General features: G+C 41.1%; 17 protein-coding genes and 1 tRNA gene. 9 read left to right on the forward strand and 9 right to left on the reverse strand.

Translation table 11 applies throughout. The features are described from left to right. Positions 1–41: 41 nt before the first annotated feature. From HZA77_13000 to HZA77_13010, 3 genes are read left to right on the forward strand one after another with little or no spacing between them, the layout of a single operon-like run. Entirely contained in the window at positions 42–917 is an 876-nt protein-coding gene (locus HZA77_13000) for a CoA ester lyase (GenBank protein ID MBI5376344.1), read from the forward strand. Between the two features lie 17 nt (positions 918–934). Then, the gene (locus HZA77_13005; protein ID MBI5376345.1) at positions 935–2,092 is read left to right on the forward strand and encodes a 1-deoxy-D-xylulose-5-phosphate reductoisomerase; all 1,158 of its coding nucleotides are present in this window, start codon (positions 935–937) and stop codon (positions 2,090–2,092) included. Continuing rightward, the gene (locus HZA77_13010) at positions 2,089–3,096 is read left to right on the forward strand and encodes a 7-cyano-7-deazaguanine synthase (protein ID MBI5376346.1); all 1,008 of its coding nucleotides are present in this window, start codon (positions 2,089–2,091) and stop codon (positions 3,094–3,096) included. Before HZA77_13005 ends, HZA77_13010 begins: the two co-directional genes overlap by 4 nt. A gap of 27 nt (positions 3,097–3,123) precedes the next feature. Here the strand turns inward: HZA77_13010 and HZA77_13015 are convergent. Beyond that, positions 3,124–3,195, reverse strand: a tRNA-Gly gene (locus HZA77_13015). Positions 3,196–3,287: 92 nt separating this feature from the next. Continuing rightward, complete coding sequence (locus tag HZA77_13020; GenBank protein MBI5376347.1) at positions 3,288–4,016, reverse strand: nucleoside phosphorylase; 729 nt, start codon at positions 4,014–4,016, stop codon at positions 3,288–3,290. A 65-nt stretch (positions 4,017–4,081) separates the two neighbouring features. Here HZA77_13020 and HZA77_13025 point away from each other — a divergent pair, with 65 nt between their 5' ends. The 4 genes from HZA77_13025 to HZA77_13040 all read left to right on the forward strand — a co-directional run bounded on the left by HZA77_13025 (position 4,082) and on the right by HZA77_13040 (position 7,684). Further along, entirely contained in the window at positions 4,082–4,915 is an 834-nt protein-coding gene (locus tag HZA77_13025) for a glycosyltransferase family 2 protein (GenBank protein ID MBI5376348.1), read from the forward strand. Then, positions 4,897–5,880, forward strand: coding sequence for a ParB N-terminal domain-containing protein (locus tag HZA77_13030; GenBank protein MBI5376349.1), 984 nt, complete (start codon positions 4,897–4,899; stop codon positions 5,878–5,880). Before HZA77_13025 ends, HZA77_13030 begins: the two co-directional genes overlap by 19 nt. Next, the gene (locus HZA77_13035; protein MBI5376350.1) at positions 5,877–6,962 is read left to right on the forward strand and encodes a hypothetical protein; all 1,086 of its coding nucleotides are present in this window, start codon (positions 5,877–5,879) and stop codon (positions 6,960–6,962) included. Before HZA77_13030 ends, HZA77_13035 begins: the two co-directional genes overlap by 4 nt. 485 nt (positions 6,963–7,447) lie before the next feature. Next, on the forward strand, positions 7,448–7,684 hold the full coding sequence (locus tag HZA77_13040) for a hypothetical protein (protein MBI5376351.1): 237 nt from the start codon (positions 7,448–7,450) through the stop codon (positions 7,682–7,684). Here the strand turns inward: HZA77_13040 and HZA77_13045 are convergent. Beyond that, positions 7,675–9,570 (reverse strand): aldehyde ferredoxin oxidoreductase family protein, encoded by a 1,896-nt coding sequence (locus HZA77_13045; GenBank protein ID MBI5376352.1) that lies wholly within the window; start codon positions 9,568–9,570, stop codon positions 7,675–7,677. The genes HZA77_13040 and HZA77_13045 overlap by 10 nt on opposite strands. Before the next feature lie 20 nt (positions 9,571–9,590). Continuing rightward, entirely contained in the window at positions 9,591–10,019 is a 429-nt protein-coding gene (locus HZA77_13050; protein ID MBI5376353.1) for a 4Fe-4S dicluster domain-containing protein, read from the reverse strand. A gap of 103 nt (positions 10,020–10,122) precedes the next feature. Between HZA77_13050 and HZA77_13055 the strand changes: the two genes are divergently transcribed. Together HZA77_13055 and recA are read left to right on the forward strand one after the other, a co-directional pair. Beyond that, positions 10,123–11,277: an FAD-binding oxidoreductase gene (locus HZA77_13055; protein ID MBI5376354.1), complete on the forward strand. Its 1,155-nt coding sequence runs from the start codon at positions 10,123–10,125 to the stop codon at positions 11,275–11,277. An 86-nt stretch (positions 11,278–11,363) separates the two neighbouring features. Then, complete coding sequence (gene recA / locus HZA77_13060) at positions 11,364–12,398, forward strand: recombinase RecA (GenBank protein MBI5376355.1); 1,035 nt, start codon at positions 11,364–11,366, stop codon at positions 12,396–12,398. Positions 12,399–12,531: 133 nt separating this feature from the next. Here recA and HZA77_13065 read toward each other — a convergent pair whose 3' ends face one another. Genes HZA77_13065 through HZA77_13085 form a run of 5 tightly spaced genes read right to left on the reverse strand, consistent with a single transcriptional unit; the run spans position 12,532 to position 18,546 of the window. Continuing rightward, a complete protein-coding gene (locus HZA77_13065) occupies positions 12,532–13,305 on the reverse strand; it encodes a tetratricopeptide repeat protein (protein MBI5376356.1) in 774 nt (257 codons plus the stop codon). Beyond that, complete coding sequence (locus HZA77_13070; protein MBI5376357.1) at positions 13,302–14,795, reverse strand: BatD family protein; 1,494 nt, start codon at positions 14,793–14,795, stop codon at positions 13,302–13,304. Before HZA77_13070 ends, HZA77_13065 begins: the two co-directional genes overlap by 4 nt. Before the next feature lie 2 nt (positions 14,796–14,797). Beyond that, positions 14,798–16,543, reverse strand: a complete 1,746-nt coding sequence (locus HZA77_13075) for a VWA domain-containing protein (GenBank protein MBI5376358.1) — start codon at positions 16,541–16,543, stop codon at positions 14,798–14,800. 10 nt (positions 16,544–16,553) lie between these two features. Then, positions 16,554–17,576 (reverse strand): VWA domain-containing protein, encoded by a 1,023-nt coding sequence (locus HZA77_13080; GenBank protein MBI5376359.1) that lies wholly within the window; start codon positions 17,574–17,576, stop codon positions 16,554–16,556. Beyond that, positions 17,542–18,546 (reverse strand): hypothetical protein, encoded by a 1,005-nt coding sequence (locus HZA77_13085; protein MBI5376360.1) that lies wholly within the window; start codon positions 18,544–18,546, stop codon positions 17,542–17,544. The genes HZA77_13080 and HZA77_13085 overlap by 35 nt, the downstream gene beginning before the upstream one ends. Positions 18,547–18,556: the final 10 nt, after the last annotated feature.

Raw genomic sequence — 18,556 nt, forward strand, 5'->3', positions numbered from 1 at the left:
AAAATAAAACTCAAACCAATAAATTAACGAGGAGGATGATCGTGGAACGGCTGAGAAGAACAATGCTCTATATTCCCGGCTCAAGCGATAAGATGATCCAAAAGTCAATCGGGCTTGAAGCTGACTCATTAATAATAGACCTTGAAGATGCGGTAGCGCCGGCGCAGAAGGATGCGGCACGCGCCACAGTAGCAGAGGCGTTGAAGAACATTGATTTTGGCGAAAAAGAAAAAAACGTGAGGATAAACGCCCTCGGCACTCCATACGGGAAGGAAGATATAAAGGCTGTTGTGAAGGCAAGGCCCCACGGCATAGTGATACCAAAAGTAAATATGGCGGATGATGTGATTGCCGTAGAGGTTCTCGTAAAAGAAGCTGAGCTTGAGGCAGGCATAAAAGAAGGAAGCACCAATCTCCATGCCATGATCGAAAGCCCAAAATCAATAGTCAATATTGACAGCATTGCATTATCATCGAAGCGCCTTAAGGCTCTTTTATTCGGCGCAGCAGATTATACAAAGGAGATGACGGGGAGGATAACGCTCGAGCGGCTTGAAGCAGTCTATCCATTAAGCAGGATTGTAATCGCGGCGCGCGTTGCAGGGATTGATGCGATTGACTCGCCGTTCTTCAATATAAAAGACGAGGAAGGGCTTGTGAAACACACGCAGTTCGTGGTGAATCTTGGCTTTGACGGAAAATCATGCATCCATCCGGCACAGATAGGACCGGTCAACAAACTATTCAGCCCCACTGAAAATGAGATAGAGCGGGCAAAGAAGATAATCGATGCCTATGAAATAGCAAAACAGCAGGGAAAAGGTGCCATCGAAGTTGACGGAGAACTTATCGAACAACTTCACGTGGACAGTGCAAAGAGGGTGCTTGCGAAAGCGCAGAAAGCAGGATTGATTTAGTCCTACAATTTGAAATTATGCCAAAAAAACGAATAGCCATTCTCGGTTCAACAGGGTCAATAGGAGTAAACTCCCTTGATGTTATCAGGAGGTTCCCTGAAAAATACGAGATCACAGGACTTGCTGCAAATAGAAGCGCTGCGTTACTTGTCGAGCAGGCAAAGTATTTCAAGCCAAAGCAGGTTGCCCTCTTTGACGAGGAGGAAGCTGAAAAAATACGAAAGAAGCTTCCCTCATCCATAAAAGTATTAAGCGGCATGGAGGGGATTATAAAAATAGCAACCGCTGAGCAAACAGACCTTGTCGTTTCTGCAATGGTGGGAGCCGCTGGGCTTTTACCAACCTACATGGCGATTAAAGCAGGAAAGACTATTGCCCTTGCCAACAAGGAAGCACTTGTGGTTGGCGGAGAGTTGATAACAAGGGAAGCGAAAAAGAACAATGTAAGGATTCTTCCAGTTGACAGCGAGCACAGCGCGATATTCCAGTCCATGGAAGGGCATAGACACAAAGATATAAAAAGGCTCATACTTACAGCATCGGGTGGGCCATTCCTGAATGTTGATGCTGCAAAACTTAAAAAAGTAACACCGGATGATGCGCTAAAACACCCAAACTGGAAGATGGGGAAAAAGATAACCATAGATTCCGCCACAATGATGAACAAGGGGCTTGAGGCGATTGAGGCAAGATGGCTCTTTGACATAGATATTGAGAATATTTCCGTGATCATTCATCCTGAAAGCATAATACATTCCATGGTGGAATATATAGACGGCTCTCTTGTGGCACAGCTAGGAATGCCTGACATGAGGGTGCCTATTTCATTTGCACTTTCTTATCCGGAAAGGCTCGAAAATAAATACGCATCCCTTGACCTTGCAAAAAAAGGGACTTTGACGTTCCGCGAGCCTGACATGAAAAAGTTTAAATGCTTAACGCTAGCCATCAAGGCAGGGAAGATTTCAGGGACAATGCCTGCGGTTTTAAATGCTTCAAATGAAATTGCCGTGCATGCTTTCCTTGAAAGAAAAATATCATTTACTAGTATTGCAGACATAACGAGCAAAACTATGGATGCTCACACTGTAAAAAAGGTTAAAACAATAGATGATGTCCTCAATGCTGATAAGTGGGGGCGAAAAAAAGCAAAGGAACTGATAGACAAAATATGAAAATCAAAGCACTTGCACTTTTATCAGGCGGTCTCGACAGCACACTTGCCGTAAAGGTCATACAGGAACAGGGGGTCGAGGTTTCAGCCATAAACTTTGTTTCTCCTTTTTGCCTCTGCACATCTAAGAAAAGAGGGTGTCTCAGCGAAGCGTCCCGTGTATGCGATGAACTCGGCGTTGAGCTTAAGGTTGTCTATGTCGGCAAAGATTATCTTGATGTCATAAGGAAACCAAAATTCGGTTATGGAAAGAACATGAATCCCTGCATAGATTGCAGGATCCACATGCACACTATAGCAAAGAAACATATGGAAGAAATAGGTGCGCAGTTCATCATAAGCGGCGAAGTCTTAGGACAGCGCCCAATGTCGCAAAGACGTGACTCCATGAATATAATAGACAGGGAAAGCGGGCTAAAGGGAATATTACTTCGCCCACTATCAGCAAAACATTTCCCGATTACAATACCGGAAGAAAAAGGATGGGTTGACAGAGAAAAGCTTCCTGCAATTACAGGACGGTCACGCAAAAAACAATTTGAGCTTGCCGAGGAATTAGGAATTAACGACTATCCCTGCCCGGCGGGTGGATGCCTTCTAACGGATTTTAATTTTTCAATAAGGTTAAGAGACCTTTTCAACAATCAGGAAGACGTGACAGTAGGAGACATAAATCTGCTTAAAACCGGCAGGCATTTCAGACTCGCACATGGCGCAAAGTTTGTCATAGGAAGAAGCGAGGTTGAAAATATCGCCATGAGGGGAATGTTGAGGGAAGGGGATGTCTGGTTTGAACCTGTAGATGTCAGCGGACCTTCAGGATTATTGAGAGCCGTAAATCCTGATGATTTTATCGAGATATCTGCAAGTATCATTGCCCGCTATTCTAAAGAGAATAATGGGAAAATCACTGTAAGTATAAGCCGCGGTGCAGATGGAGAAACGAGCTCTATCACGGTTAGCTCTGCTTCGCAGGAATTTGTTGAAGGGACGATGGTTTCATAAAAAAGCAGGGGATTAGTAAAATAAAAAAGCGGGCGATGGGGATCGAACCCACGACGTCAAGCTTGGGAAGCTTGCATTCTACCGCTGAATTACGCCCGCAGAAGAATATTAAGGTACGCATTATAGAAACTTAAACCCGCTTGTCAATCTACTTAATTTAGCTGCTTAATTTCGTTTCTTAATTTCTATGCTTATATATCTGCCAAAACTTTTGTAATGATTTCTACTGCATTGGTCTTCCCATCTTTAAACTTAGCTGACGGGAAACCATGTGCCCATTCTTTTTTATAAAGTATGTCTGAAACAACCATGAGGGCGGCAAAGGAAACTTGTCTGAACATTGCCACTGCACACAATGCGGTAAACTCCATATCAACAGCCAGCACACTCAACGAAGAATAGTATTCTACCTTCTCCACCGTTTCCATAAAGGGAGCATCAGTCGTCCAGACTCTTCCTTTTTTATATGACAGGGAAGATTTTTTTAGAGCTATTTCAAGTGCTGAAAGAATTTCCATTGAAGGAGAAAGTATCTTTTCCCCTTTGAGATAAAGCACCGATGTCCCCTCCTCGCTGATACCGCCATCAGGAATAAAAATATCGCCTATCTCAAGTGAAGGGCTTATTGCACCGCAGGAGCCGAAAAACAAAATCTTCTTCCCACCGCAGGCAATTATTTTTTCCATTAATATGGCAGCAGCAGGAGCCCCGATTACAGGTCCACAAACCGCAGCTTCAACATTTCCACTTTTTATTAAACTGAAAAAGGTGTTTTCAAGAACACCGAGCTTACTCATATTCTTTTTGCCGCCGGGGACAAGAAGCTCCAACATTGAGAAAGTTGGTACAATTATCACCCTTTCCGGAAGAATGGGGTCTTTCTTTCCAATTTTCGGTTTTATGATAAATCTGTCATCCATATTGAAATATTAACCCAAATCCTATAGACATTGAAATCTAAATTCTTTCTCCGGAGAATGAAGTGATGCCGCTTGTGTCTGTAATAATCCCAACTTTTAACAGGGAATGGATTGTAGCCGAGGCAATCCGGTCAGTGCTTGCACAGAGATTTCACGACTTTGAGTTGATAGTGGTTGACGATGGTTCAACTGACAACACTCGTTCAAAGATTCAACCTTTCATTGAATCCTTTAAAGACAAATTAAAATATATTTATCAGAAGAACAGCGGTGTTTCATCTGCAAGGAATCAGGGAATAAAGAATAGCAGGGGAAGTTTAATATGCTTTCTTGACTCAGATGACCTCTGGCATAGAGACAAACTGAAAGAGCAGGTAAGTTTCATGGAGAAAAATCCTGATTTTAAAATCTGTTATACGGATGAAAAGTGGTTTAAAAATGGTGAACACTTAAACCAGAGCAAACATCACAAAAAATACTCTGGTGATATTTTTAGATATTGCCTGCCTCTATGTATAATCAGCGCTTCGTCGGTTATGATAGCACGCGAAGTATTTGACGACGTCGGTTTCTTCGATGAAAGCCTTGAAGTCTGCGAAGATTATGATCTCTGGCTCAGGATAGCATTGAAATATAAAATACATTTTATTGAAAAGAAACTGATAGTAAAAAGAGGAGGCCATTCCGACCAGCTTTCGAAAAAATATTGGGGGATGGACAGGTTCAGGGTCGAGGCTCTTTTAAAACTCCTAAACAGTGAACTGCCTGAAGAACAAAAAAAATATGTTATTGAAGAGCTTAAAAAAAAATGCGTTATACTTTCGAAGGGTTTCAAAAAAAGGGGAAAGATTTCAGAAGCACAAATTTATGAGAAAATTTTATGCAATTTAAATTTATAAACTTAGGCGAAGTAATCATCCCAGATTATTTTGAGAATTCATTCCCTGAACTGCCGGGAGATATTCTTTTATCGGTTGAAAAGATAGGTATCATTGCCCCGGTACAGGTGATTGAATCGGAAAAAGGCTACATGGTCTTTTCAGGGTGCAGGAGATTTCGGGCAGCGGAAAAACTTAACTGGCAGGATATACCGGCTTTTATCTACAAGAGAAATAAAATCACTGATTTCGATGCTCTGAAGATATCAATTGATGAAAACCGCCTGATAAGAGGATTAAATGATTTTGAGGTTTCAAACATTTTATCAGTTCTGGAAAATCATTTTAAACTTTCAAAGGAAGAAATAGTAAAAACATATTCCCGTAAGTTGGGCATTCCGGAAAACTTCGCCATGCATGAAAAATACAGATTGCTTAAAAAGCTTGATAAAGAGCTAAAATCATTTATTCTTGAAAAGAAAATCCCTTTAAAAACATCCTCATCTATTTCATCGTGGCAGAAAAACTCCCAGACTAAATTTTTCAATCTGATTAAAAATTGTTTGATGAGCCATAATGATTTTACTGAAGCAGTGACACTTATTGAAGAAATTGCCCATATTCAAAAAAATTCAACAGAAGATATTATTGACAGAGAAGATATTCAGTCAATTTTGAGAAACGAAGAAACAATAAAAGCTGAGAAAACAGCAAAGATTTTGAAACTTTTAAGAGATATACGCTCACCTCAAAAAGAAAATCTCAAAAAGAATATCAGGGAAACTGAAAAAAGCTTGTCAAAAGCAGGTCTTGTGAAAGTGAAATTGCCGGAACTTCTTGAAGGGGATGAAATAAAAATCGAGATCACTGTAAAAAATGCTGAGAATCTCGGTGAAGCTGCAGGAATTATCTCTTCTGACAATTTTTACTCTAAAATAAAAAACCTTTTCAAGGTTAAACCAAAATCAACCAAAATCAATCAATGATGCTTCCTGACATAGAAAAGATATATGTTCACCCTGATTCCCTTTCATCACCTATAACAAAAAAAGTCTGTTCCGCTTACAGCGCAGTGCCGGTCATAACTGCTGTAAAGGAAGAGATTATAAGTGAGATCAGGTCGACAAGAAATGATCCAATATCTTATGGGAAAAAAATTCTCTACCTCGCACAAAATGAAGGGAATTTCTTAAAAAAATGTCCGGGGACCAAAGGAGTTATATGCTGCAATTATTACACAATCAATCTTGCAACAAACTGTCCCATTGACTGCACATACTGTATTTTGCAGGAATATCTTGAAAACAATCCTGCTATTACAATTTTTACCAACATTGAAAATGCTTTTAAAGAGATTGAAGCAGAATTAAGCAGAAACAGGAATTATCCAATCAGAATAGGTACAGGGGAGTTAGCCGACAGCCTTGCGCTTGACATAATATCAGGAACATCTGTTGAGCTGATGAATTTCATTAAAGGGAAAGATAACATCATATTTGAATTTAAAACAAAAACAACAAACATTGAAAACCTATTAAAAAACATAGGAGCAAGAAATATCGTAATAAGCTGGTCTCTTAACCCTCAGCGCCTAATCGAGTCAGATGAAAAAGGAGCCGCATCGCTTGATGAGAGAATCAGGTCAGCAGCACTTTGTGAGAAGAATGGGTTCAGCCTCTCATTCCATTTTGATCCCATTATAAGATACAATGGCTGGGAAAAAGATTACAGTCATGTCATAGAAAAGCTTTTTTCAGAAGTTGAGCGAACATCAATTGCATGGATAAGCCTTGGATGCCTGAGGTTTTCCAAGGAATTAAAGACAATCATGAAAGAAAGATTCCCAATATCAGATATATTTTACAACGAGTTCGCAATGTGTCATGACGGGAAGTACAGGTATATACGTCCGGTACGGGAAGAAATATTCAGCAAAATGGTAAACATGATAAAAAAAACAGCCCCCAAAGTTCCTGTTTATCTTTGTATGGAGCGGGATTTTATATGGGATAATGTTTTTTTAAACCGACCTGCGGATATGAGGGAGATTCATCCTCTATTTCTTTGATGTGATAAAATTTCTTTGATGTGACAAAATTAAAGCCCCTCATCCTTTTCTTCCGCCCATACTTAATATTAGTGAAGCGGGGCGATCAAGTTTTGATCTTTGATGAGGGGCTTTAAGACTGCTCCTGCTGTGTCATTCTTGAACCCTTCTTTTTTCTTAGGATCTCCCGCCGGATTTAAGGTTTCCCAGTAAGCTTTTGCTTACATATTTAAGGGAATCACAATATCCAGTTTTGGATCCTTTCTGTTAAGTGTTGATTCAATCTTTGATTCACGAGCAGTGCAGTTTTTATATCCTCGTCTAATTATCAACTTAGTATTTAAATGCAGTTTGTCAAGTCGTCTTAGAAATTTAATTTTCAGTCTATTTTTCGCACAGCATCTGCTTAATTAAATTAATAAGTTAGCGGGAAAAATGTTAGTTGCGGCTTGACTACAAATACTATTTGTATTAGAAACCATCCGCAACTGGGAGAGAAAATATATATGAAGAAAAGTACTTATTTACTTATTGCCGGCGCAATCCTCATGATCATAATACTTAATCTTTTGCCTTCAAAAGAAATACCATCACTGCCTAAAGATGAAACACATAAAGAGTATATAATTGATGACAAATGTTTGGAATGCCATGGCCCCGGCAAGATTCACCCTCTGCCTAATAAACATCCGCACGAACCGGAAAATTGCAAGCGCTGCCACATAGATAAGATTTACAGATAATTATCAGTAAACTTTCTCGTGTCTTCTGCTATGTCATCAAGGCCTATGCTTTTAAGCTTTTCATAGGTAGGTAACCCGTTACTTTTATCCCATCCGCGGGCTGAATAATAATCATCGAGGATTATCTCAAATCTATCCCGGTCCAGTTTCTGTCCTTTTGATGAACCGCCGTCAGTAGGTTCGCGAAAAAATCTTTCAGGGACAGTATCATCCTTTCTCATAAAGCCTGCGGTGCGAGCACTGAACATTCTTTCAACATTATAGATTCTCTCCGTAGCAAGTTCCACGTCAGAAGCTGAGAAATCCTCGCCAGTAGCTAAAGTCAGCATCTCAGCAAAATCTGAAAAGGTAAACACCGAGTATCCTGCGCTTAATATATAAAAAATCTTACACAACCCCAGACAGTCAGGAACAGTTGTTATATCCTGTATCCATCTGACAGCCTTTCCTTTCCCCACGACACCTTTTGATTTTAGAGCTTCTTCTCCAAAGTTCTTTTTTATATATTCAACAGGCATCACATCATCTATGAGAAGTCCTCTCAGATGGTCTGCTCCCCTTGTAGATGTCGCATAGCCAAGCACTATCCCATGCTTTACCCTCATATCAGATGAAACACTCTGCCCTTTGATTGTATGGGCAAACTCATGAGATCCTTTGCCTATCTTCTGGGAAGCCCTTTCAACACCTTCAGATAATATGTCGCCTATTCCCTCCCGCTTTGCGATCTTTTCTATCAGCGTATGAACAGTCTTATAATTCCCCCAGTCAAGCTCAAGACCGTCAGTATCTTCTTTAGTGAGTATACCTCTCTGATAACATTCCATCGCAAAGGCTATGGTGTTGCCGGTTTCGATGCAGTCAACGCCAAGACGGTTGCTAAGAACATCAGCTTTCAATATCGCCGGGAGCGAAGCAACCTGCGGCTGCGTCCCCCATGACCAGAGGGCTGCAAGCTCGGGTCCCTCACCATCAAGCCCTGAAAACTCTCCCTCTTTCACATCATAAAGTCTTCCGCAACTGATGCTGCATCCATAACAGGATTTTACTTTTGTAATATATTTTTCACGCAATATGCGGGGATCAATATACTTTATACCTTCAAACACGGTAGTTTGAAGATTCTTTGATGCCGGAGAATAACCTGATTTAACCTCAGGGATTACTCCACCGGTTGTCCCATAGAGAGTCATATCACCGCGGATATGGCTTTTAAGTATTTTCAATGCCTTGTCAGCAAATTCCTTGCTCCTTGCCACTTTTAATGGTTTGAACCCTTTCACTGCTATCGCCTTAAGGTTTTTTGAACCCATGACAGCACCCATCCCTTTAGCAGCAGCTCTTTTAAGACCGTGCATAACGCTTGCCACTCGTGCAAGATTTTCTCCTGCGATGCCTATGCATGCTATCTGGTATTCTTCGCCGCCAAGTTTTTTTCTGAGTGCTGCCTGCGTATCCCAGGAATCTTTTCCCCATAACTCCCCGGCATCTTCAATAAAAATACCTTTCCTGTCTATCCTGAGATAAACAGGCTTGTCAGCTTTTCCCCTGAAAATAATATTGTCAAACCCGGCGTATTTAATCTCTGATGCAAACATTCCCCCGGAGTTGGCGTCACCATGCCCGCCTGTTGTGCTCGAAAGTGCGGTAACCGTAAAACGGCAGGATGCAGGCATGAGCGTCCCGGCAAGAGGACCTGCTCCGAAAATAAGTACGTTTGAAGGGTCGAAAGGATCTATCCTGTTTTTCACCTCTTTATAAAGAAAATAGGAATTGAGCCCCCGGCCTCCAAGGAACTTCTTTGCCAGATTGATATCAGTATCCTCGATTGAAACTTTCCGGTTAGAGAGGTCAACAATCAGGATTTTTCCGGTCCAGCCATACATTTTTTCACCCGTTTCACTTATTAAGTTTTATTACTCAAAGAAAGGACTCCTCTCGGACAGACATCAACGCATTTTGGATTGCCTCCGCAAAGGTTGCATATCAATGGGATCATTCTCTCGTCATCAAAAACAATCGCCTTATATTGACATTCCCTTACGCATCTTCCGCAACCCGTACAATTTTTCTCATCCAGAATAATTGTGCCATTCTCTGAGCTCTTTGAAAGTGCATCAAAAGGACAGCAGGCAATACATACCGGTTCTTCACAAAGGTTGCAGGTATGGGGTGTTGTTTCGCGGAAGTCTTTTTCTATTACAATAATTCTTGCAAGCCACGGGGCAAAAGAGCCTTCGTGCTCAAATGAGCAGATTGCCTGGCAAAGTCTGCACCCGGAGCAGTTATCAGGAAACACTTTCTCAAGGACAGTTATTTTCTTTATATCATTCATTAGCGAAAGAATTTACTCCTAACACTATAAAATTTGTATTATAAAAGGCAAGAATTCTCTAAGGCATCACAAGAAGAAGAACATTTTTTGCATAAAGGTCTTTATGAAAAAATATTTTGAAAATGCAATCATAGGCGGTGGAATAATCGGGGCAAGCATACTCTACCATCTCGCAAAAAGCGGGAACACCAACAGTATCCTGCTTGAAAAAGAAGAGATGCTTGGCACAGGTTCAACAGGCAGAAGTGTGGGCGGGATAAGGTGCCAGTTCTCCGAACCTGCCAATATAAAGATGACCATAGAAAGCATGGAGATACTAAAACATCTGGAAGAAGAGGCTCAAATAGAGCTTGATTTCAAACAGAACGGCTACCTTCTCATGGCATCAGAGGGAGCTACAATGAAAGATCTTTCTGACATATCTGAGCTCCTTTCGTCATTAGGCATAAGACAAAACCTGCTTGACAGTGAAGGACTTAAAAAAAGGTATCCCTATTTGAATACGCAGGACCTCATTGGCGGATTGCTCACACCTGACGACGGATTCTTAGACCCTCACGGAATTCTCTATGGGTTTTTAAGGATTGCAAAAAAGCTCGGCGCTGTCATAAAAACCTCAGCAGAGGTTGTGAATATAAGAAAAGAAAAAGACGGAATGTTTACACTCTGTTTAAGCTCGGGAGAAACCATAAACTGCAGGAACGCCATCAATGCAGCAGGTCCATGGGCGGGAAAGGTAACACGTCTTGCAGGTCTTGAGATTCCTGTAACCCTTTTCAAGAGAAATGTTTTTATAACAGCACCTACAAACATTGTTCCCAAAGACTCTCCTATTACAATTGATTTCGACAATCCTTTTTATTTCAGACCAGAAAGCGGAGGACTTCTTTTAAGCGCTGCAGACAAAAATGAAACAGAAGAAGTCGACTGCACACTTGACTGGGAAAGCCTTCCTGTAATGGTGGAAAAAGCGATTAACCGCGTCCCTGAGCTTGAAGAGACAGAAATAGTTACGGGCTGGGCAGGTGTCCGCACACTCACCCCTGACCAGAATGCCATAATCTGCGAATCTCCGGAGCTCGGAGGATTTTATTTTGCAGCAGGATTTAGCGGACACGGGATAATGCACTCTGCCTCAGCAGGAAAGCTGTTGTCAGAAATTATAAATGGGAAAACCATCACATGGGTGAAAGCAGAAATTTTTAATCTCGAAAGGTTTAATAAAAAGTTTGCTCTTTCTGAAAAGGGCGTTATATGATGTTCCCACAGATAAGTCTTGATATTTTATTTTAGCAAATGTAATAATTAGCAACTAAAAGCTAATTAAAGCATAAGGAGTATAACATGGCAGAAAAAGAAACTGGAAAAGAATCAAGGAAAAAAGCACTGGATTTAGCCTTCTCTCAGATAGAAAAGCAGTTCGGGAAAGGAGCCATAATGAAACTTGGCTCAAAGGAGGCATTGGACGTACAGACAATATCTACCGGTTCAATCGGGCTGGATATATCTCTGGGTATAGGCGGCCTGCCGAGAGGAAGGATAATCGAGATCTACGGTCCTGAGGCATCTGGAAAAACTACACTTGCACTCATGGCAGCAGCAGAATCCCAGAAGATTGGAGGAAACTGCGCCTTTATAGATGCAGAGCATGCCCTTGACCCCATATATGCTGCAAAACTCGGCGTCAACACTGATGAGCTTCTTATATCACAGCCTGATACAGGAGAGCAGGCGCTTGAAATAGCGGAAACTCTTGTAAGAAGCGGCGCCATTGATTTAATTATCATCGATTCCGTAGCAGCTCTCGTGCCCCGTGCAGAGATAGAAGGAGAGATGGGGGACAGCCACATGGGGCTTCAGGCACGCCTTATGTCACAGGCGCTAAGAAAACTCACCGGGATTATCAGCAAGTCAAGCACAGTAATGATATTCATCAACCAGATAAGACAGAAGATAGGCGTAATGTTCGGAAATCCTGAGACAACTACCGGTGGAAATGCCCTCAAGTTTTATGCATCTGTAAGACTGGATATCCGCAAGATCGGATCAATAAAGGACGGGCAGCAGATAACAGGGAGCAGGACCAGGGTAAAGATAGTGAAAAACAAACTTGCCGCTCCATTTAAGGAAGTGGAGTTTGACATTATGTACGGCGAGGGGATTTCAAAGGAAGGAGACCTGGTAGACAAGGCTTCTGAAATGAACATAGTTGAAAAAGCCGGGGCTTGGTATGCCTATAAAGGGGAAAAGATAGGTCAAGGGAGAGATAATGCAAAAGTCTTCCTTAAGGAAAACCCTGATATCTGCAATAAGATAAAGGAAGAAGTTTACCTTAAATCAGGACTGACAAAGGTCAAAGTTCCGGAACAGGAAGTATAATATATTTATAACCCTCATCAGATTACTCTAATGAGCAGGCTTGGCAGATTCCGCGGCAGGCACCTGCTGGTCAGTGCCAAAGCGGAACTGCCAAGCCATGAGTCATACATAATCCAGTAAATTTTAAAACAGATCAAAGATTGTCGCTGATGTTTTTGATAGATGATTTCTGAATCCAGCCTTTTTTGCCGTCTTCAAGTTCGATTTTCACCCAACTGCCGTTCTTATCAAGGACAAAGGCTTCACTTCCTTCGTGAAGCCTGAATAATGTTACAGAATTCACATCATTTCCTGACCTTACATCTGCTTCTTTGTCGGTTATGACTGCTCTCTCATATATGTTGTTACTCCAGTAGATTGAGCCAAGCGAAGCAGCACAAAACAACAGGAGCAGAAAACAGGAGAGTGCGGTTCTCCCAGTCCAGACATTTTTGTATTTAATCCTTATGATCAGGAGCACCCAGAAAAAAAGATACAGAGAAAGAAACAGGGAAACTAATTCTCTAAGGCTTAAAACATCATGCAGGAATAACGTTTTTAACAACCTGCCGCTTCCTCTCTCATCGATCTTATCAACAATTATTTTTTTTGCGTATTGAAGGTTTGCAGCAACATCCTGATCCCTTGGGTTAAGTATAATGGACTTTTCATAGTAGAGTATTGCTAATCCTGTCCTCCCCAGCCTGAAATAGGAATTGCCGATATTGTAAAATAAATTTTCATCCTTTAATCCTGTTTCAGCAATCTTCATATAATTATTCAAAGCCTGCTCATATTTCCCGGCAGCATAGAGATTGTTTGCCTCCAAAAAAATACTTTCTTGTCTTTCTTTAACCTCAGCAGAACATTCAAAAGACATAATAACCAGAAAGAAGAAGCATAACATCTTCAATATAACCTTGGTCATAATAATTTCTCACAATCGGTTATAGACGTTCGCGCAATCTTAATGATTTTTTTTGTCTTCTCCTGTGAGACAGCATTGGAAGCAAAGATCATCTGTTCTAAATCATTGATTATTTCTTTCACTTCATCCTTTTTTTCTTCTTTGATATTGGCACCAGAAAGGACATCGCACAATTCTTTGCCTGTAAGGGCCTCTCCTTCTACGCAGAATTTATCGCCAAAATAACCTTTAACCCCCCTGAGAGTCATCTCACAGGACTCCATGACAGCTCCTTCGGACAATCTTTCTTCAGCATCTTTAAGTGTGTGCATCGCTTTAGCTAAAGCCTTTGCGCTTCTCGTAAATCTGATGTCTTCACGATACCTGCGTCTTCTCCTCTGCCATGCAAGCAGAAAGACATAACCTGCCGGAGGGATTATCAGCAACATCATCAGTGTCTTAATTTCATGGAACTTCAAATAAGACATGGAAGGATTGAGGGAAGTTTTTATCGGCAGTATGTCAAAAGCGATCTGTCTAACCTCATTAGCATGACTGCCTTCCGGAGATTGAAGTGTATAAGCATTTTCTGTTTCAGATTTTGAGCTGCCGGCAATTTCAGCATATATTTTTTTTGTTTCTACAGACTCGTATCTTCCTTCTTCAGGATCAAAAAATGAGATTCTTACAGGATCAATAACTATTTTTCCCCCCTTGAAAGAAACAAGCGTTTTCTTAAAAACCTTCTCGCCCGAATAAACTCCGCTGCTGTTAAAAAGCGTAACAACAGGCTGTTCCTCATAAACCTTTACTCCTGTTATTTCCGGCAAAAGAGGAAGAACCACATCTTTTATGTTTCCCTTCCCACTCACTGTTATTGTCAACAGTGTTGTCTCTCCTGCATTGATTCTGGTTTTTGATAATTCTGCCTTTATGCTGTATTTCCCGACCATATTGTTGAATCCGGCAGGTTGCCCATTTTCAGGAACCTCCATAACCTCAACAGTTACAGGATTTGAAATAAATGTATGTGTTTCACCCCTCAGATTGCTAGAAAATGGATTCAGAAAATCTCCGGAATTTTCTCCAACCCGGACCAGCACATCACAGGTTATTCCGGCAGACGGAATTTTAAACTCTCCTGCTTTCGTAGGAAAGAGAACAAAGTTTTTCTCATATACATAATATTCCTTAGAAGCAACAGTTACCGGATACTCCTTGTCTGTCCCCATATCTTCTGAAATAAATCTTTCAAACACCTGCCTTTCAAGTGACGCATTTTTTACCGGTACTCTTCTGTAGAATTTGAGGCTGTAGATTATCTGCTGATTTACATACGCTCTGGAAGGTGAGGCCTCGGCTTTTACAAAAATCTCTTTCCCCTCTGAAAAGACCTGCTGGCTTTCATTGTCCGCATTTTCTGCTGAATAAGATTTTTGAGCAACCGCAGGAAGAAGAGATGCGTTTAAAAATGCAATAAATAATAAAAATAGTCCTTTGATTTTTTTCATTCTTACCAGTCTTTATCCGTTCCGGGTTGCGATGAAGGAAAACCTGACTGGATCTGGCGGGACAATACCTTTTTCTTGCTATCGGTGATACTCCCAAGAAAAGCATCAGCCTCTGCTCTTGATATGGATCTTTTAGTCGTTGCAGTCTCGTCTCTGCCTTCGTTCAACTTGCTGGTATTAGTACTGCCCGAATCCTTACTGCTTAAATCAGGATTTCTATCATCATTCATTTTCTTATCCTCTTTCATCAGATTCTGAGTCTTGTCATTCTCATTCATAGCGTTCTTAACAGAACTCGTTTCCTTTTTTGAAATACTTTCCAATTTCTTTTTTGCAAACTCGAGGTTATATGCTGCATCAGAATCGTTTCCATCTATTGCCAAAGCCTCACTGTATGCTTTTATCGCTTCAAGAATTTTTCCTTCTCTGAAAAAGGCATTCCCCATGTTGTAAAAACTTTTTTCCATAAGCACCCTGTCAGCAGACATTTTGACAACAAGCTTATAATATTTTTCGGAATCTCTGTAACGTTTCAGGTTATAAAGGCAATTCCCAATATTATATTTTATATATACATTTTGGGGGGATTCGATTTCTTCCATTGATAATTTTTCAAGGACATCTTCATATTTTTCCCCATTATATGACTCGAATATATTCGTCATATCGCCAGAGAGCACCGAGGACTCTGCATTCCCTGAATAAAGAATTGCCAGCAGAATAAGAAAGGAAAACTTCCATCTCTTTTCTTTACCGTTGATGACAGCTCCCCCCTGATAAAAATATTCCAATATAAGCAGGACAAAAGCAGGTATCAGGAACAACTTATATCTTTCATTCCATTTCTTTTCTTTTTCTCCGCTTTGTTCTTTCGAACCTGGCATTTTCCTGATATCGCCGTTGTACAACTCTTCAAGGGTATTATTGTAAAGCTCTCCGATCACGAAAGAGCCCCCTGTTTTTACTGCCATAGCTTTCAGCGGCTCAAGACTAAGCCTTGTAACGATAACATTCCCATAAGAATCTTTTTTAAATACACCATCTTTCATTGGAATCGGAGCACCCTTTTCTGTACCCATAGCAACACAGAATATCCTGATCTTGTTTTTCACGGCATCATCAACTGCAAGAGACATTTCAGCAGAATGGTCTTCACCATCGGTTAAAAATATTACTGCCTTGCTGTTGTTCTTCTTCATGTCAAAAGCATTGATTGATCTTCTTATGGCACGGTCAAAAGCGGTCCCTTCCGCCGATAAAGTATCAGTATTAATATCGTCGAGAAAAGCCGCTACAGTCCCGTAATCAAGTGTAAGAGGACAAACAAGAAATGCATCCCCTGAAAAAACCATAAGCCCGACCCTGTCTCCTCCGGCAATCTTAAGCATATCTTTTATTTCCAGCTTTGCCCTCTCCAAACGGTTAGGTTCCAGATCTCCGGCAAGCATGCTTTCTGAAACATCAAGTGCGATAAGTATATCAGCGCCTTCATGTTTTTTTTCAATCCACTTGAAACCCCACTGCGGTCTTAAAAGTGCGGCAACCATCAGGACTATAGCAACAAGAATCAGGGTCGCTTTAACTGCATTCACTTTGTAATTGTCAGCCGGGAAAAGCTTTTTATGAAGAGAATCCCCGTAAAAGAGGAATGCTTTTCTTTTGGTATCTCTGTGGGAACAAATGAAAAAAACCATGAGAAGAAAAACAATCGCAATTAACCACATATATTGGGGGCTGTAAAATTTCATAGACCGATTCTCACGGGATAACCTTGTATAAGGTATTCATAATTATAATTTCAGAAATAAGCACAAAAAGCCCCGCCATAAGAAAGTACTGATAGATTTCACGGGACTTGAAATATGTTTTTACTTTAAACTTTATTTTCTCCATGCTGTTTATCCGCTTGTAAATCTCTGAAAGGCTTCGGGTGTCCTTGGCATTAAAATACATGCCGCCTGTGACACTGGCTATATTCTTTAATGAGGGTTCATCAAGATCAACCTGACTGTAAAGAAGAGTTTCTCCGTATTCACTATTCATCATCTGCGGGGCTTCTCCCTTTCTTCCGACTCCTATGGTATAGACTTTTATCCCGTATGAAGCAGCAATATCAGCCGCCATCGAAGGCGTCACGCGTCCGAAATTATTTCTTCCGTCTGTAAGAAGGATCATTAACTTCGAGTTGCCGGGAAGGTCTTTCATCCTCTTTGCACCCAGAGCCAGTGCTGTTCCTATCGCAGTCACATCTCCGGCAACTCCAACCTCAAGCTTTTCCAGATAGTAAAGGAGCATGGCATAATCGAGAGTAATGGGGCACTGCGTATAAGCTTCTTCGCCAAACACTATCATCCCTATTCTGTCCCCCTCTCTTCCTTCGACAAAATCCCGCACCACCCTTTTTACGGCTTCAAGGCGCGTCACCCTGCTTCCACCCATCGAAAAATCATTTGCGCTCATACTCCCCGATGTATCGAGGACAAGCATTATATCAACTCCCTCTGACTCCACTTCAGTTGAATAAGTCCCGAGCTGCGGACGCGCCAGAGCAGCAGCAATGATGATTATAAGCAGCGACCTTAATAGAAGTTTTACGAGTCCGGGTGTTATTTTACCGGGCCTGTTAAACTCTTTAAGAAGTTCTATGGAAGAAAATGGAATCCCTTTTTTCTCATTGTCCCGGGTGTAGTTCCATACCATAAAAGGTACAAAAACAATGAGCAGTAAAAAATATGGTGAATCAAACCTAAGCTCTTCCAAGTTCATCCCCTTCTGTCTCATTCCTGGTCTCTTCAATAAATTTCACAAAGAGACCTTCGATGGTTCTGCATAATTCCTCAGTAGCACCAAGGGATGTATATTTAATCATATCGGTTTCAACGAGAAATGACTTCCCTGAATGGAAGGAATCAGAGTGAAGATCTTTTATCCGGTTTAAAAGAGGAATTATCTCTTCAGTGGTACACTCAGCAGTTTTTATCCCAAACCTTTCTGAAAGATAGCGCTTGAAAATCGCTGATAACTCAAAATAGAATTCCTTGACTCTCCCTTTCTCTATAAGCCTCTTATCCTTTAAAGCCTTGTAGCTTGACAGAGCCCCCTTGTCCGGACGATACACAGCAGGCATTTCGGTGACAGGCTCTTTTCTTGAACGAAAGAAAATAAAAACAGAAATTATCATTATTGCAATGACAATAAGAGCTGCTGCGGCATACCAGATAAAGTTTCCCGAGCCGTTTATTTCCTCAAGGGGTTTTATATCTTTTATATTATCAGCCGTAATGGGCTGGGATCCCGGGATAACTTCAACCAATATTGCAGGTGTTTTTATTTCTCCTGTTTTCCCATCCACCGCAATATATGTTACCGAAACCTCCGGGAGTAGATAGCTTCCTGCACCTCCTGCAGACAAGCTGTACCACTTTGAGAGCTTTGTAGCACCTGCCGGAAGCTTTGTATTGATTTCACCGGAATCAAGAATCCCGAATCCGCTTATATCTTTGCTTATATCAGGGAATTTTATTATTGTTCCACTGCTGTATTCTGACTCGATTTCAAACCGTATCTCTTCACCCGGATGGATTTTTGTCCTGTCAACATGGCTGTCAGCAATTACAGTGAAAGCCTCAGTCTGCGAACTATTAATACCTGTGTCATTTGAACTATTACAGGCATTAAACTGCAAAATGCTCAGCAGCAGAAAGACTAGCTTTAGCCGGAAAATAATTTCAGTGGCAGAGAAAAAACGCATCCCAGAGCCT

This window comes from Candidatus Schekmanbacteria bacterium, from assembly GCA_016219965.1.
In the GTDB taxonomy this organism is placed as follows: domain Bacteria; phylum Schekmanbacteria; class GWA2-38-11; order GWA2-38-11; family J061; genus JACRJM01.

Excerpts from the sequence above, each read along its gene's own strand:
- HZA77_13005 (MBI5376345.1), top strand. The coding sequence starts at position 935 with ATGCCAAAAAAACGAATAGCCATTCTCGGTTCAACAGGGTCAATAGGA.
- HZA77_13010 (MBI5376346.1), top strand. The coding sequence starts at position 2,089 with ATGAAAATCAAAGCACTTGCACTTTTATCAGGCGGTCTCGACAGCACA.
- HZA77_13020 (MBI5376347.1), bottom strand. The coding sequence starts at position 4,016 with ATGGATGACAGATTTATCATAAAACCGAAAATTGGAAAGAAAGACCCC.
- HZA77_13025 (MBI5376348.1), top strand. The coding sequence starts at position 4,082 with ATGCCGCTTGTGTCTGTAATAATCCCAACTTTTAACAGGGAATGGATT.
- HZA77_13030 (MBI5376349.1), top strand. The coding sequence starts at position 4,897 with ATGCAATTTAAATTTATAAACTTAGGCGAAGTAATCATCCCAGATTAT.
- HZA77_13035 (MBI5376350.1), top strand. The coding sequence starts at position 5,877 with ATGATGCTTCCTGACATAGAAAAGATATATGTTCACCCTGATTCCCTT.
- HZA77_13040 (MBI5376351.1), top strand. The coding sequence starts at position 7,448 with ATGAAGAAAAGTACTTATTTACTTATTGCCGGCGCAATCCTCATGATC.
- HZA77_13045 (MBI5376352.1), bottom strand. The coding sequence starts at position 9,570 with ATGTATGGCTGGACCGGAAAAATCCTGATTGTTGACCTCTCTAACCGG.
- HZA77_13050 (MBI5376353.1), bottom strand. The coding sequence starts at position 10,019 with ATGAATGATATAAAGAAAATAACTGTCCTTGAGAAAGTGTTTCCTGAT.
- HZA77_13055 (MBI5376354.1), top strand. The coding sequence starts at position 10,123 with ATGAAAAAATATTTTGAAAATGCAATCATAGGCGGTGGAATAATCGGG.
- recA (MBI5376355.1), top strand. The coding sequence starts at position 11,364 with ATGGCAGAAAAAGAAACTGGAAAAGAATCAAGGAAAAAAGCACTGGAT.
- HZA77_13065 (MBI5376356.1), bottom strand. The coding sequence starts at position 13,305 with ATGACCAAGGTTATATTGAAGATGTTATGCTTCTTCTTTCTGGTTATT.
- HZA77_13070 (MBI5376357.1), bottom strand. The coding sequence starts at position 14,795 with ATGAAAAAAATCAAAGGACTATTTTTATTATTTATTGCATTTTTAAAC.
- HZA77_13075 (MBI5376358.1), bottom strand. The coding sequence starts at position 16,543 with ATGAAATTTTACAGCCCCCAATATATGTGGTTAATTGCGATTGTTTTT.
- HZA77_13080 (MBI5376359.1), bottom strand. The coding sequence starts at position 17,576 with ATGAGACAGAAGGGGATGAACTTGGAAGAGCTTAGGTTTGATTCACCA.
- HZA77_13085 (MBI5376360.1), bottom strand. The coding sequence starts at position 18,546 with ATGCGTTTTTTCTCTGCCACTGAAATTATTTTCCGGCTAAAGCTAGTC.